Genomic DNA, 13,290 nt, shown 5'->3' with positions numbered 1-13,290 from the left:
TTTTTAACGAGGGGGAAGAGAGGTTTAACGATATTCGCTAACGAAGGTGACGTCGGAATCAACCTCACCGCCTTTGACTTCGTCTGCAAGACGCGCATAGCGAACCGTCATCGTTAAGTTGTCGGTTCCCTTGTTCATAAGATTAGTAAACCGGTTGCCGGACATGCTGTCGTTCGGTTTTACAACCTGATTGTCATAAAACACTTCCAGCCCGACGCCGTTGTTACTGTCGGAGCGGTTGGATAACGCCTTCGGCTGCTGTGCGGCAGCATCTCCCTGCATGGTCACCAGGATATTATTCTGTAAGTTGCTGGCTTCACAATTTACGTCGATATTAAATTCTTTTTGGCCTTTTTGCGTGGTTTCCCCGATCGGCACATTGCTCAGTTCGGCTGCGCTGATAGTCTCCAGATTAATGGTTTGCTCGGCGCTAACCACGGAACAGGTAGGTTCATTCACGTGGCCGTGAAAGTGAACAACACCTTCGTTGCCGGCGAAAGCCGCGGAAGATGCTGCCAATAACAGACCTAAAGAAATTACGTTCAATTTCCTCATATTTCCATCCTTTCTTAAATGTAAATAATAATTAACGTGCAGTTTTGCTGTTAAAGTTGGCAACCTGTACGCCTGTGATTAAGCGGATATTTATAGCGTGATATCCACCGTATCACTGTTGTCACCGTAGTCATCGATAATATTGTAATGAATCACCGATGATCCCCGATAGTTTTTTATAGTTAGCGTTGCGCCTGGGGCCACCATATCGGCAACCAGCGGTTTGGCTTTATTATTACCTTCCCAAACTTCATTGAAAGTAATGTAATAGGGCGTTGGGTTCGTTACGGTCAAATTATTGCCGGCACGCTTCCATTTTAATTTCATATACTCTTTGCCCATTTCTGCCGGCACGCCGTCAGGTCGATAAAATACTTTTACTCGCGTCAGCATAGCTAACACCAGCTGTGATCCGTTCTGGCTCTTGTCTACCTTAGGAATTTCTTTAACGTTCAGCCAGTAGAGCTGCTCCTGTGCTTTTTTCGCCAGCGCGGGGTCAATGGCTTCCACATTGATCGCTACCTTATGGCGCGCCTTAATTTTTAATAGCGGCGGCTGAACAAAAATTTCTTCCTGGGTACCATTCTTGCTGTTGGTTATCCAGTTCTGGATAAGATAGTCGCGGGCGGTAGGATTGTTAATTTTAACCGTCCCCATGCCATCCTGAGCGCTGATAACAATCCTGCTTTGGTCAAGAACCAGAGAAGCCTGCGCCTGAAAAGCACTGAAGAGAAATATCAGTGAAACTAGCAGGCTACTTTTACTGGTTTTAATTAACAAACAGCGAATTTTAGACAGGTGACTCAGCTTCATAATGTTTTTACCAAAGAGATGTGGGTAATTACGCTTTTGGGAAAATTCCTAATAAATGTATTTGGCGAGGTAAGATTAATTATATTGATGACCCTCTGTCAATGCGATCATTATTGCGGGGTTTTGGTTACAATGAGGGTGGTTTTTATTTACATGCAAGAAGTGTTTATTTTACATTTTGCTATTTCATAAGCTTAAAAAGAATAATAGTAATAACTAATATGATAAAAACGACGTAATACCGTGCACAGATCACAAAATGATTAATTAAATTAATTGATCATTGCGCCAGTTTAAAAGAAAAATGCTTCCTTTTGTTTTGCAGGGTGCCAGCTGAGAAAAATTAGCGCCGAAAAACCCTGTTAATACTATGGGTAAAGGCTGCGGTTTGCCCTTTTGTTTTATTTTTTTATGCTAATATTGTTCGTTTGTCTGTTGTTTTTATCTTTTAAGTTGGTGTTTATTGAAATTTAATTCTAATTTGTGCTTTAGTGCTCTGCCTGTGCAAGATGTTTATCGTGCATTAACCCAAACTCAACAACTATAGTAATGCTTATGAGTTTTTTCATGGTGTGAAAAAACTTTTTCGCCGTATTGGTTAATAATTGAGCGCTGGCAAAGAACATTTACGATGCGTAAGGCTGGGAAAACATTAGCTAAATTATCCGTAAGCCGGCGGGCAATGGAGTACCAGCCTGGCAAAGATGGCAGCAAAGCCAGGGGCTGGGTAATAAAAAAGCTGAAAGCTTCGCTGCGCGGATGCAGAAAGCGCGGCAGAGATAAAGTTAGCTTACCGGGATGAGAAAAGCTAAAGAGATGGAAATTTTACGGGGCAGGAAGGCGCTGAAAAGATGTAAATAGCTTAGCGGCATGAGAGCGCTGAAGAGAGATAGCGCGCCAGAGCAAGAAAAGCGCCAGACCGTAAGGCAAGGTAGCCCAGGCATCGCTGGCAGAAAGCAAAAAAGCAGACGCCAGGCATCTGCTTTTTCTGAATTTGGCTCCTCTGACTGGACTCGAACCAGTGACATACGGATTAACAGTCCGCCGTTCTACCGACTGAACTACAGAGGAATCGTGTGAACGGGGCGCATAATATCGAGGGCGTCAGACGTTGTCAAAGCCTGTTTCGCGAAAAGTCATCTGACTGCTGAAGAATTCAGCAGCGTTTCCCCGATAGCGATACGATCGGCATGCCAGCCGGCGTAAATCTGACTATGGTTACTGAGTGATATCTCTGCAAGGCGAAAGGAATGATGAAGTCACAGGTGGAAAATCTGGTAAGGGAGCGGCTGGCGCTAACCTCAGCCCGGCGTAAACAGAGCGTACAGGCGATAGCCAGAGGCCGGGCGGAGCAGGCCGAGCCGGACCACCGGCGCGCGCAGCGCTACGCGTTTCAATATCTGACTGAGCAGACGGCGATTACTGGCCCTGACGCCGATTTTTTACCTGTCGCTTTTTTACAGCAGGGCATGCGTCAGTCGCGGGCGGTAGCGCTGGTACGTGAAGACGGCGTTCCCAAAGGCACCGCTTTTTTAATCGGCGCCGGGCTGCTGCTTACCTGTTGTCATGTGTTGCCGGATCGTCAACGCGCCGCCAGCTATAGCGTGGAATTCGGCTACTGGTTGAATGAGCGGGGCGAGGCGCCGGCTACCGCTTGCTATAGGCTGGATGCGGACAGCTTCTGGCTTGCCAGCCCGACGGAGGCGCTGGACTGCACGCTGGTGGCGCTGGGGGAAAGGCTGACTGGCGAGGCGGATTTAACGCAGCTGGGCGCTATCGTTCTCAGCGATCGTGCCGATAAGCACCGGTTAGGCATGGCGGTAAATATTATTCAGCATCCCGGCGGCATGGCTCAGCAGGTGGCGCTGCGCGATAACTTTTTGCTGGCGCGCGGCGCGGCGGGCAGCGCAGCGGCTAACGTACTGCACTATACGGCGGATACCGATGAAGGCTCTTCCGGCGCGCCGGTTTTTAATGACAGCTGGCAGCTGGTGGCGTTACATCACGGCGCAGCGCAGGATGAGAGCGGCGCGTTGGTAAATGAAGGTATCCGCGCCAGCGCGCTGGTTGACTGGCTGAAAGGCGAAGCTATCGGGCTTGCGCCGTCAGCACGGCAGCGTTTGATTGCCGCGTTGCGCGGTGAAAATAACCTGATGCTGACGGCGCAGGCGGCGCCGGACGTCAACTACGCTAATCGTAACGGCTACCAGCCAGACTTTATTAACAGCGACGAGATTACGCTGGCGCGTATTATCGCCCCCAGAACGGCAGAGGTCGCGCCCTTGCGATCCGGCGCCACCGGCACGGCGGCAATCCTCGACTATCAAAACTTTTCGCTGGCGATCTGTGCGACGCGGCGCATCGCCTTTCTTACCGCCACCAATATTGACGGCGCGCGCTACATTGATATTAAGCGTGATAGCGGGCAACCCGCGCTGCTGCCGGAAGCCGACAGCTGGTATGAAGATAGCCGGATAGACAGCCGCTATTATCTGGTGCAGTCGTTCTATCGCGAATTCAGCCGCTGGTTCGATCGCGGTCATCTGACCCGTCGCAGCGATCCTTGCTGGGGGACGCCGCAGGAAGCGGTACGCGCTAATAAAGATACCTTTCATTTTACCAACTGTTCGCCGCAGCATTTTCGTTTTAATCAGAGCCTGCAATACTGGCAGGGCGTGGAGCGTTATATTCTGGAATATGGCGTCCTGCAAAGTAAAAAGCGAATCACGGTGCTTACCGGCCCGGTGCTCAATGAGCAATGGCGGCAGTATGGCGGGGTAAAAGTACCGCTGATGTACTGGAAAGTGGTTTTGCGGCTGGGGCCGGAAGGGAAGCCGCAGGCAACCGCGCTGCTGGTCAGCCAGGCGAACCTGCTGGACGAGCCGCGTCGGATCATCGCCCAGGGGCAGCAGGAGAACGTGCCGCAGGTGGATGAGTTTCGGGTGACGGTAAGCGGGCTACAAAGCCTGACCGGGCTGGATTTTTCTGCCTTCGCCGCATGGGACGGCTGGCAACCGGCGCCGGCGCTGCGCGCCGATCCGCTTCCGGCGGCATTGATTATGTCATGGCGCGATCTGCTGTAGCCGGTATAAGCAAACGCCGCCGGCAAGGGCTTTAACTCGACTGGAATGGTTTTAACGCGAGGCGTCCGGACGACGCAGATAGCGCAGCGTGGCCGTTACCGCCAGCTGGCGGTTGCGTTTGATGCTCTCTGCCTCCGCGTTATCGGGGCTGAACAGCGCGTTAAAGGTGTAGCGGTTTGAAACGTGATGGACGCAGATACTGCTGATTAAACGATGTACGTCCAGCGTATCCACATGCTCATAAAACAGTCCCGCCTGCTGCCCGCGCGTCAGAATATCGTCCAGTACATCAAGCGCGCTGCGATTCAGCGCCTTAATGCGCGGCGACCGGGTGATATAGCGCCCGCGCAGCAGGTTTTCGCTACAGACCAGACGCATAAAATCAGCGTGCGAGGCGTGGTAGTCGAAACTCTCTTCCACCAACCGCGTTATCGCCTCTTCCGGCGGCATCGCGGTTAAATTAAGCCCGGTCTCATGTTGGCGAATTTGCTGATACACCAGTTCCAGTACCGCAATGTAGAGGTTTTCTTTATTGCCGAAGTGATAGATCACCATCCGCTTAGTGGTCTGCGCATAGCCTGCAATCTGTTCCAGCCGCGCCCCCTGCATACCGAACTCGGCAAAGGCCTTTAGCGCGCCATCAAGGATGCGCTTTTTCAAACCAGCGGGATCGTTTTTACGTTTTACCTGTTCAGCCATAGCGGCCAGTATTCCTGTTAACTCAACCGTTGGCAGGGTAGCCTGTTGCTGAGCTAATAACAACCTGACTACATTTGCCTGGCGCCTGTTACAGATATTGTCAGGACAGAGGCTGCTGGGCTACGCGTTACGCGTTGATGGCCGACACGAAACGCCAGCGGCTAACGCAATATGGCGCCGGCGCGCTGGAGCGAAACGGGAGCAGCCGGACGGTTCGCTAACCTTTTACTGCCAGGGTAAATTTGGCGCAAAAGGTTAATAATTCTTATTTTTTACCAGGGCGTTTCTTTCCTGATACGAACTCCTATGATGAAAAGGATTGTAAAGGGTGGTGTAACGTTTCGTAAGGCGCTCAGACGTCGCTAACATTAAAAAATTAACGGGCAGGATACTATGTCTCTTATTACCGGCATCGATCCGCATTCTGTTCCACGGTTAATACAGGATATTGAAACCCAGGGTTATGCGGTAGTAGAAAAGGCGGTTACCGAGGAAGGTCTGGCGCGCTTTCGCCAGTGGATTGAGGAGGTTAGCTTCGGCGCCGGACAGCGCTATCAAGCCATTTTTGGCGACGTGGAAAAAATCGATCGCACGCCGTTAGCGGATCTGAGCGAAAACGCTGACTTTCGCCAGCTGATGCGGATGATGGCGGAAAAAACGCTGCAGCGTTCTCTTGCCGATCAGTCGGTTCTGGCGGTACTGCGCTGCGTACAGGGCGAGAGCGGTAAAAGGAAATCGAACGCGTTCCACTATGATGCCAGCGCCATTACCATGCTGCTGCCGATTGAAATCCCGCAGCAGGGAGCAGCACGCGGCGATCTGCTGCTGTTTCCTAACCTGCGGCGTTTCCGTACCAGCGTACTGCTTAACGTGCTGGAAAAAACGCTGATGCAAAACGGGCTGTCACGTCGTCTGCTAAGCTGGGCGATTAAACAGCGGCTGGTTAAGCCGTTGACGCTGCATCTCCAGCCGGGCAATCTTTACTTTTTTTATGGCTATCGCTCGTTCCACGCTAACGACGCCTGCGATCCCGCGTTCCGTCGCGCAACGGCGCTGTTTCACTTTGGCGATCCGCATTACGGCAGCCTGTTAACCCGCTCGATTGTGAAAATGAATCGCCTGCTGGCAAAGTGAGCCGGTAGCGCGCTTTGCCTGCGGCGCTGGAAAGGAATAACCTGAACGGCGGAGGGAAAAATGATTCAGTGCAAACGTGTTTATCAGCCGGCGGCGGCCGATGACGGCTATCGGGTTCTGGTGGATTATCTCTGGCCGCGCGGTATTAAAAAAAGCGCGCTGCCGTTGGATGAATGGGCCAGGGGCGTCGCGCCCGCTCCTGCGCTGCGTAAGGCTTTTCATCAGCAGGCGATCGATTACTCCGGCTTTAGTGAACGCTATCGTTCACAGCTGCTTGCAACGCCTGCCAGCTGGCAGCCGCTGCTGGACAAGGCGCGCGCCGGAAACCTGACGCTGCTGTTTTCCGCGCGTGATGAACAGCATAATCAGGCGTGCGTGCTGGCTGAATTTTTACATCAGCAACTGGATGCTGGCTGATTAAGTTATTGCCGTTTTTCTTCAGTTTAAAAGCCATTAGCCTGTATACTGAGTTTCAGCACAACAGGTAAAAGAATTTAATGGGTGATGGCCGCCCGCAAGAATTCAGTCCTGCCAACGTCAGCGTCGGGTCACTTCTCGTAGCGAATAAGATCTGCGCTTATCATCTGTTCAGCCGGCACTTTCCGGCCCTGCTGTATGGGAGTAACATGCACCCTCTTGATCATCCCCGCTTTGCTATCTTTTTTATCGTTTTGACCTCCTTGTTTACCTTGCTGCTGTGGCTGTGGTTGCCCGCAGACGTGCTGATCTATCACACTGAAGAGGGGAGGATCGTCGAGCAGCTAACGCTATACGCCTATGGTCTGACGATTCTGCTGCTGCTGCTGTTGCCTGTACCGGCGCTGAAGCCAACCATTCGTTATGCCGTAATAATTGTGCTGCTCACTATGATGGCCAGAGAAGCCGACCTGCATAAGGCGATAGCGGATATGAGCATGTTAAAGCTGCGTTTCTGGACGGGTAATCTGCCGTTGCGGGATAAGCTGATGGCGTTCGGCCTGCTGGCGCCGGCGGCGCTGGCTTGCCTCTGGCTGCTGGTCAGTCAGGGAGGCGCGACGCTGCGCGCGGCGAAACAGCGCATATCCTGGGCGGTTAGCGTCGTTGCGTTTGTCGCGCTTATCGCCCTGACTAACCTGCTCGATCGCTCTCTGGGAATCGTTAAGGATGGGCTGGGCTGGCATGCTCCGCACTGGCTGGTAGCGCTGCAAACCTCGCAGGAAGAGTTGCTTGAACTGGCGTTGCCGGTACTGGCTATTATTGCTCTGCTGCAATATCGCCGTCATAGTCTGTTGGCTGGTAAAACCTGCCTGTCGTCGCAGCTGTAACCTTACCCTGCGGCGTGTCGCTGGCCCTGGGTTGTCAGCCCGCGCGGCAGAAAATGTTGCCCGCTCCTTACCTGCGCAGCCTGATTATATCTCCGCCCGTTTTAGCGCTATGATGCCTGTCGAAAAACGGTGCGATGCCCGACGGCCGGCTAACGCTTATAATGTCGGAAAAATATCGTTCAGTGGCAATTTAATTTACTTACCGAGTGAAACAGGATGCGGATATTATTTGCCGTACAATAACGCCAGCCGATAACGGCGGAAAAAGCGAAACGTATTAGCAAAATGGAAACAACATGCTGCGCTGCTGGAAAATAAGCTTATCAACCTGCTGTATTGCCTTCAGCGCGCCAGAGATAAGCAATAAAAAACACCGGCAGGAAATAGTCTGCTTTTCTACAATTTTTTTTCATGGTGTTTGATATTTTTACACCATTGGCTTTAATTTAACTTTGCAATAACACTTTTGTCTTTGATTACAAGTATCTGTGATCTTTCTCGCGAAAATGTGCTCGCTATTTTTTTTAATGCAATAGTTTTGCAGCGATCACAAAATAAAGCGGCGCGTTAGCCTATTTTATCTGCATGCCAGAGGTTACCGATCTTAATCGCGCCTTTTATCCTGGAGAGTGTTATGTTATTTAACGTCGCTTCAAAATTTATCCGTTTTCACTATTGACCTCTCACTTTATGCTGCGGCGCAGCATGCCAATCAGCTTTATCCCAGCGGGATAGTCATTCCTGTAATTTATTGACTGCATCATTCCTCTCTCTTTTTCTGAATTGGATTGGCTGGCGCCATACCAGGGCTTACTTTTATCCTTATTCCGGAAGGGAGAATTATTATGAATAATACTGAATATGATGTCGTTATCATTGGCGGCGGCCCTGGCGGGTTAAGTGCTGCACTTTATTCTGCGCGCGCCAGATTAAAAACGCTGGTTGTAGAAGAAAAACGTAAAACCGGAGGGCAGTGCTTAACTACCTCTGAACTGGAAAACTATCCTGGAATAATAAAAGACAGCGGCCCGGCGTTAATGGATAAATTTACTGAACACGCCAAACATTTCGGCGCTGAATTTATTCAGGGGCATGCGCAGTCGCTGACATTGAGCGAAAACGGTTTGCAAAAAACGGTGCAATTAAAAGAAGGCCGCGAGCTGAAGGCTAAAAGCGTTATTATTGCCACAGGTACGCGTCCGCGGGTATTAGGAATTCCGGGGGAAAAAGAGTTTGCCGGGCGCGGCGTTTCTTATTGCGCAACCTGCGACGCCGATTTTTATACCGATCTGGATGTGGTGGTGGTTGGTTCCGGCAATACGGCGGTAGAAGAGTCGGTTTTTCTTACCCGCTACGTTAATTCACTGACGATGGTAGTGATTCATGATGAGGGGCATCTTGATGCCGATCGCATCGCTCGCGAACAGGCATATGCCAACGAAAAAATTACTTTTCTCTGGAACAGCACGGTAACGGCGATTATCGGCGATGAACTGGTGGAAGCCGTCGAGGTTAAAAACGTCAAAACCGGCGCCTGCTCGCGCCTGGCTACCAACGGCGTGTTTATGTTCGTCGGCACCGTACCCAAACCGACTGGCTGCTGCCGCTAAAAGAGGCGCTGCCGTTAACCAAATCAGGCTATATCGAAGTGAGTCCACAGCAGGAAACGCGTTTGCCCGGCGTGTTCGCCGTTGGCGATGTCTGCAATAAATTCCTGCGTCAGGTGGTTACCGCTGCGGGCGATGGCGCATCCGCCGCCGTCGCTGCGAGCCAGTATCTCGAACAGGAAGCTTTCTGGCAGCAGCATGTACTGGCCAGCGCGTTTAAAACGCTGGTGCTGTTCTGGTCGCCGACGGTGCCGCAGAGCGTGCAGCTCATGACCCAGCTTGAACAGGAGATTGTTAATCATCCCGGCTGGCGCTTTGTTCCGGTCGATTCTTATAAAAACCAGAGACTGGCGATGCGCTATGGCGTGACCGAGCTGCCAACGTTGCTGTGTCTGCAGCATGGCGAAGAGATCCGGCGCTGCCGGCAGCATGATGAACTGTTAACGGAAGCTATTTTTGCGGAGTGAAATCTCATGATTGAACTTAATAAAGATAATTTTGACGCCACGATTGCTCATGGCGTAGTGCTGGTTGATTTCTGGAGCGAAAGCTGCGAGCGCTGCAAAGAGCTGATGCCGGAAATCCATCAGCTTGCCGAGGCATATCGCGGGCAGGTCACGTTTTGCAGCCTGAATATTCAGGGCAACCGTCGGCTGGCGATGGCGCAAAAGGTGATGGGGTTGCCTTCTGTTGTTATCTGGCGAAACGGCGAGCGCGTGCATCACCTGAGCGGCGAGTCGCTGGATAGCGAACAGATTCGTCAGGCGCTGGAAACGCTGCTGCACGGCACGGCATAAAGTTTTTTTCACCAACAGGAGGGCATTATGAATCTCAGCAGTAAAAAAATTATCATCCTTGGCGATCGGGATGGTGTACCTGGCCCCGCGATAGAAGCATGCGTGCAATCCGCAGGGGCTGAGGTGGTGTTCAGCACAACCGAGTGTTTTGTCTGAACAAGCGCCGGAGCGATGGATCTGGAAAATCAGCGCCGCGTTCTCACATTAACAGAAAAATATCCGCCGCAGGATTTGATTGTAATCCTCGGAGGAGCGGAAGCCGAAGCTTCTGGTCTGGCATGTGAAACCGTAACTAACGGCGATCCGACTTTTGCAGGCCCTCTGGCCGGAGTTCAGTTAGGACTCCAGTGTTATCACATTGTTGAAGATGAAGTGAAGCAGGCCGTTGATGCGGAAATATATCAACAGCAGGTTGGCATGATGGAGATGGTGCTTGACGTTGAGGCTATTTCCGGAGAAGTGCGCCACTATCGGGAAACATACTGTCACTACCTGAATCAATGAGTCACCCTCCGGTCAGCAATGGCCGGAGGTACTCCGGGAGGAAATATGGGAAAAGCAGTAATACGGCAGGCAGGTTATATTCTGGCGCATGCTCCGAATTTGCTGATGTGGCACGGCGCCGCAGCACAACAGGCACGCAGCCAAAATCCGGATGAGCCCTGGCTGGCGGCAATTCCTGACCATCTCAGAACCTTTGAGCAGGCGGTAAATTACCCGCCGAATCAGTGTTATATCAATAATATCACTCCCGCTCAGCTTGAGGCGCTCCCCAGGCCATGGCTGAACTCAGATTATCAGGGAAGCGCCTGCGGCGAGGGGGGAGAAATCTATAGCGAAACGCTGCTGTATGCGCTGCTTTGCTACGTGGATGCTTTTGACTTAACCGCGTGGCAGGCCTCGTTTGTTAGCGAAATGCAAAGTCAGCTTAGTGAACATCCGCAGCTGTCACAGCGGGCTTTGCTGGATAACGCGGTATCGGTAAACGATGACGAACTGGCGCTGCTGGTTAAGCAGCATGCGGCGCCTCTCTGGCTTGGCGATCGGCTGGTAGGGTGCGTAAAAGCGGCCCACGATCTGGACATTAACCTTTGCGCGCACGTGATGCTGGAAAATTTAGTGACCAAAGCCAGCGCGGTACTGGCGGGCTGGCAGATCTCTGCGGATGCGCTGGAGCAGGTTGAGTACGTTATCGAGTGTTCAGAGGAAGCCATCGGCGATGTCAATCAGCGCGGCGGCGGTAATCTGGCCAAGGCGGTCGCGGAAAGCATTCATTGCCGTCAGGCTACCGGGATCGATATGCGCGGTTTTTGCGCTGCGCCGGTCCATGCGCTGGTTAATGCTGCGGCGCTGGTGCAAAGCGGCGTCTATAAAAGCGTCCTGGTGCTGGCTGGCGGCTCGGTTGCCAAACTCGGCATGAACGGGCGCGATCATATCAAGCACGATATGCCGTTGCTGGAAGATATGCTTGGTGGCTTTGCTCTGCTGATTACCGCCGATGACGGCGTAAGCCCGGTAGTGAATACCCATGTTTCAGGACGTCATACGGTAGGAACCGGCTCTTCGCCGCAGGCCGTAATGGCATCGCTTATTTCGCAGCCGCTGAAAGCGGCGGGCATGACGACGGAAGATGTCGACAAGTTCAGCGTGGAGCTGCAGAACCCTGAAATCACTCAGCCTGCTGGCGCCGGTAACGTACCGGAATCCAACTACAAAATGATTGCGGCGCTGAGCGTGATGGAAGGCTGGCTGGAGCGCAGCAAGCTGGGCGACTTCGTCGTCCGCCACGGTATGCCTGGGTTTGCCCCCACGCAGGGCCATATTCCATCCGGTATTCCCTATATTGGGCACGGTTTGCGCGCGATAGCCGCAAGGGAAATAGAAAACTTTATGGTCGTCGGTAAGGGGAGCCTGTTCCTCGGCAGAATGACCAATCAGTTTGATGGCATTAGCGTATTGGTGGAGCGTAATCAGGGTCAGGAACAGGGTGATAAAACAGAGGCGGGCGAGCTTTCCGCGCTGCTGGCTGAAGCAATGCGTAAGGTTGCCGACGAGCTGGAAATGGGAGGCGACCGTGGCTGAACTCTTAATGGCGCAAGCGTTACGCGATATAGCGGACAGGCTCGACGGTGAGCCTGCTCGCCCCAGAATTGCCTTTACCGCCCTGGGAAGCGAGCTGCCCGTTGAACAGCTGCTACAGGCAGCAAATCAAGCCGCCGGGCAGTTGATTCCGGTGATCATCGGTCCCGTCGGCTTGACCGGCTATCCGCATCTGCCTGCCGAAGATCTTGCCGCCGCGCACCGCATCATGGAACAGTTGCTGGCATCGGGCGAGGTAGCCGGAGCCGTTACGCTGCACTACAACTTTCCGCTTGGCGTGGCGACCGTGGCGCAGGTTCATTCCGTAGCCACCGGGCGTCAGATGGTACTGGCCAGTACCACGGGCAGCAGTGATATCCGTCGTCCGGCTGCGATGGTAAGGAATGCGGTTGCGGGGCTGGCGATGGCGGATGCGCTGGGTTTGGCTACTCCTGGCGTCGGGATTCTTAATGTTGATGATGCCGCGGCGGTAAAACGTTTACTGACCAGGCTAAGCGAGGCGGGATTTCCGTTACGCTTCGCCTCTTCGGACAGGGCTGATGGCGGCGCTCTGATGCGCGGCAACGATCTGATCCGCGCCACGCCGGAGGTTATGGTCTGCGATACCCTGACCGGCAACCTGTTGATCAAGCTATTCAGCGCTGGACAGAGCGGCGGCGAAGTGGAAACCGTCGGTAGCGGCTACGGTATTGGGCTGGGGCCGCAGCAGAAAACGGTGATCGGCATTATTTCGCGGGCAAGCGGCCCTGCGACGATTGCCGAAGCACTCAGGTTCTGCGCCATGATGACGCAGAAGCAGTTGATGAGCTGTTGGCAACGCCGCTGGCAACAGGCCTGCGCGGCCGGTATAGAGTCAATTCTTCAACAGGCCGCATCTCCCGTAGCGGCGGCGGATGCGCCAACGGATGTTGTTCCTCCGCCGAAGGAAGTGCTGAATGATGAAATTCACGGTATTGATATTTTGCAGCTTGAAGAGGCCAGGCTGAGCTTATGGCGCGCCGGTATTTATGCTGAAACCGGCATGGGCTGCACCGGCCCGGTGTTGATGATTAATCAACGGCAGCGCGCTGAGGCTATCGCGCAGCTGCAATCATATCTGGGCCAGTAAGCCAGTGAGAAATACGGCGCCAGCCATATTCAACAGTTCAGCTTTGTTGGCGCAACGTTGCCACAGGGCAGCCAGCTGCGGAGCAGTGTG

The 13,290-nt window shown here is 52.9% G+C and carries 13 protein-coding genes and 1 tRNA gene; 10 read left to right on the top strand and 4 right to left on the bottom strand.

The window, feature by feature from the left end; genetic code table 11:
* Positions 1-24: 24 nt before the first annotated feature.
* The 3 genes from FKM52_RS07810 to FKM52_RS07800 form a co-directional block, all read right to left on the bottom strand.
* Positions 25-555 carry a fimbrial protein gene (locus FKM52_RS07810; RefSeq protein ID WP_141175646.1) on the bottom strand — a complete coding sequence of 177 codons (531 nt, stop codon included), beginning with the start codon at positions 553-555 and terminating at the stop codon, positions 25-27.
* Positions 556-645: 90 nt separating this feature from the next.
* Positions 646-1,368, bottom strand: a complete 723-nt coding sequence (locus tag FKM52_RS07805) for a fimbrial biogenesis chaperone (protein ID WP_141175645.1) — start codon at positions 1,366-1,368, stop codon at positions 646-648.
* Positions 1,369-2,363: 995 nt separating this feature from the next.
* A tRNA-Asn gene (locus FKM52_RS07800) sits at positions 2,364-2,439 on the bottom strand.
* Between the two features lie 179 nt (positions 2,440-2,618).
* Between FKM52_RS07800 and FKM52_RS07795 the strand changes: the two genes are divergently transcribed.
* Positions 2,619-4,451 carry a DNA/RNA non-specific endonuclease gene (locus FKM52_RS07795; protein WP_246085508.1) on the top strand — a complete coding sequence of 611 codons (1,833 nt, stop codon included), beginning with the start codon at positions 2,619-2,621 and terminating at the stop codon, positions 4,449-4,451.
* Positions 4,452-4,502: 51 nt separating this feature from the next.
* Here FKM52_RS07795 and FKM52_RS07790 read toward each other — a convergent pair whose 3' ends face one another.
* Positions 4,503-5,150, bottom strand: a complete 648-nt coding sequence (locus FKM52_RS07790; protein ID WP_141175644.1) for a TetR/AcrR family transcriptional regulator — start codon at positions 5,148-5,150, stop codon at positions 4,503-4,505.
* Positions 5,151-5,543: 393 nt separating this feature from the next.
* On the opposite strand from FKM52_RS07790, the gene FKM52_RS07785 reads away from it, so the two are divergent.
* The 9 genes from FKM52_RS07785 to grdD all read left to right on the top strand — a co-directional run bounded on the left by FKM52_RS07785 (position 5,544) and on the right by grdD (position 13,200).
* On the top strand, positions 5,544-6,284 hold the full coding sequence (locus FKM52_RS07785; RefSeq protein ID WP_141175643.1) for a hypothetical protein: 741 nt from the start codon (positions 5,544-5,546) through the stop codon (positions 6,282-6,284).
* Positions 6,285-6,344: 60 nt separating this feature from the next.
* The gene (locus tag FKM52_RS07780; RefSeq protein WP_141175642.1) at positions 6,345-6,701 is read left to right on the top strand and encodes a DUF488 domain-containing protein; all 357 of its coding nucleotides are present in this window, start codon (positions 6,345-6,347) and stop codon (positions 6,699-6,701) included.
* Between the two features lie 209 nt (positions 6,702-6,910).
* Positions 6,911-7,588: a hypothetical protein gene (locus FKM52_RS07775; RefSeq protein WP_141175641.1), complete on the top strand. Its 678-nt coding sequence runs from the start codon at positions 6,911-6,913 to the stop codon at positions 7,586-7,588.
* Positions 7,589-8,433: 845 nt separating this feature from the next.
* On the top strand, positions 8,434-9,198 hold the full coding sequence (locus FKM52_RS07770) for an NAD(P)/FAD-dependent oxidoreductase (protein WP_281284974.1): 765 nt from the start codon (positions 8,434-8,436) through the stop codon (positions 9,196-9,198).
* Positions 9,199-9,236: 38 nt separating this feature from the next.
* Positions 9,237-9,662 carry a thioredoxin family protein gene (locus FKM52_RS22095; RefSeq protein ID WP_281284973.1) on the top strand — a complete coding sequence of 142 codons (426 nt, stop codon included), beginning with the start codon at positions 9,237-9,239 and terminating at the stop codon, positions 9,660-9,662.
* A gap of 6 nt (positions 9,663-9,668) precedes the next feature.
* Positions 9,669-9,992, top strand: a complete 324-nt coding sequence (locus FKM52_RS07765; RefSeq protein WP_141175640.1) for a thioredoxin family protein — start codon at positions 9,669-9,671, stop codon at positions 9,990-9,992.
* A gap of 27 nt (positions 9,993-10,019) precedes the next feature.
* The gene (gene grdA, locus FKM52_RS07760; RefSeq protein WP_141175639.1) at positions 10,020-10,496 is read left to right on the top strand and encodes a glycine/sarcosine/betaine reductase complex selenoprotein A; all 477 of its coding nucleotides are present in this window, start codon (positions 10,020-10,022) and stop codon (positions 10,494-10,496) included.
* A 45-nt stretch (positions 10,497-10,541) separates the two neighbouring features.
* Positions 10,542-12,074 carry a glycine/sarcosine/betaine reductase complex component C subunit beta gene (grdC, locus tag FKM52_RS07755; RefSeq protein ID WP_141175638.1) on the top strand — a complete coding sequence of 511 codons (1,533 nt, stop codon included), beginning with the start codon at positions 10,542-10,544 and terminating at the stop codon, positions 12,072-12,074.
* Positions 12,067-13,200: a glycine/sarcosine/betaine reductase complex component C subunit alpha gene (grdD, locus tag FKM52_RS07750; protein ID WP_141175637.1), complete on the top strand. Its 1,134-nt coding sequence runs from the start codon at positions 12,067-12,069 to the stop codon at positions 13,198-13,200. The genes grdC and grdD overlap by 8 nt, the downstream gene beginning before the upstream one ends.
* Positions 13,201-13,290: the final 90 nt, after the last annotated feature.

Source organism: Mixta tenebrionis (assembly GCF_006517625.1).
In the GTDB taxonomy this organism is placed as follows: Bacteria; Pseudomonadota; Gammaproteobacteria; order Enterobacterales; family Enterobacteriaceae; genus Mixta; species Mixta tenebrionis.
The sequence above is the reverse complement of the archived record's forward strand: the minus strand, read 5'-3'. Positions and strand labels throughout refer to the sequence as shown.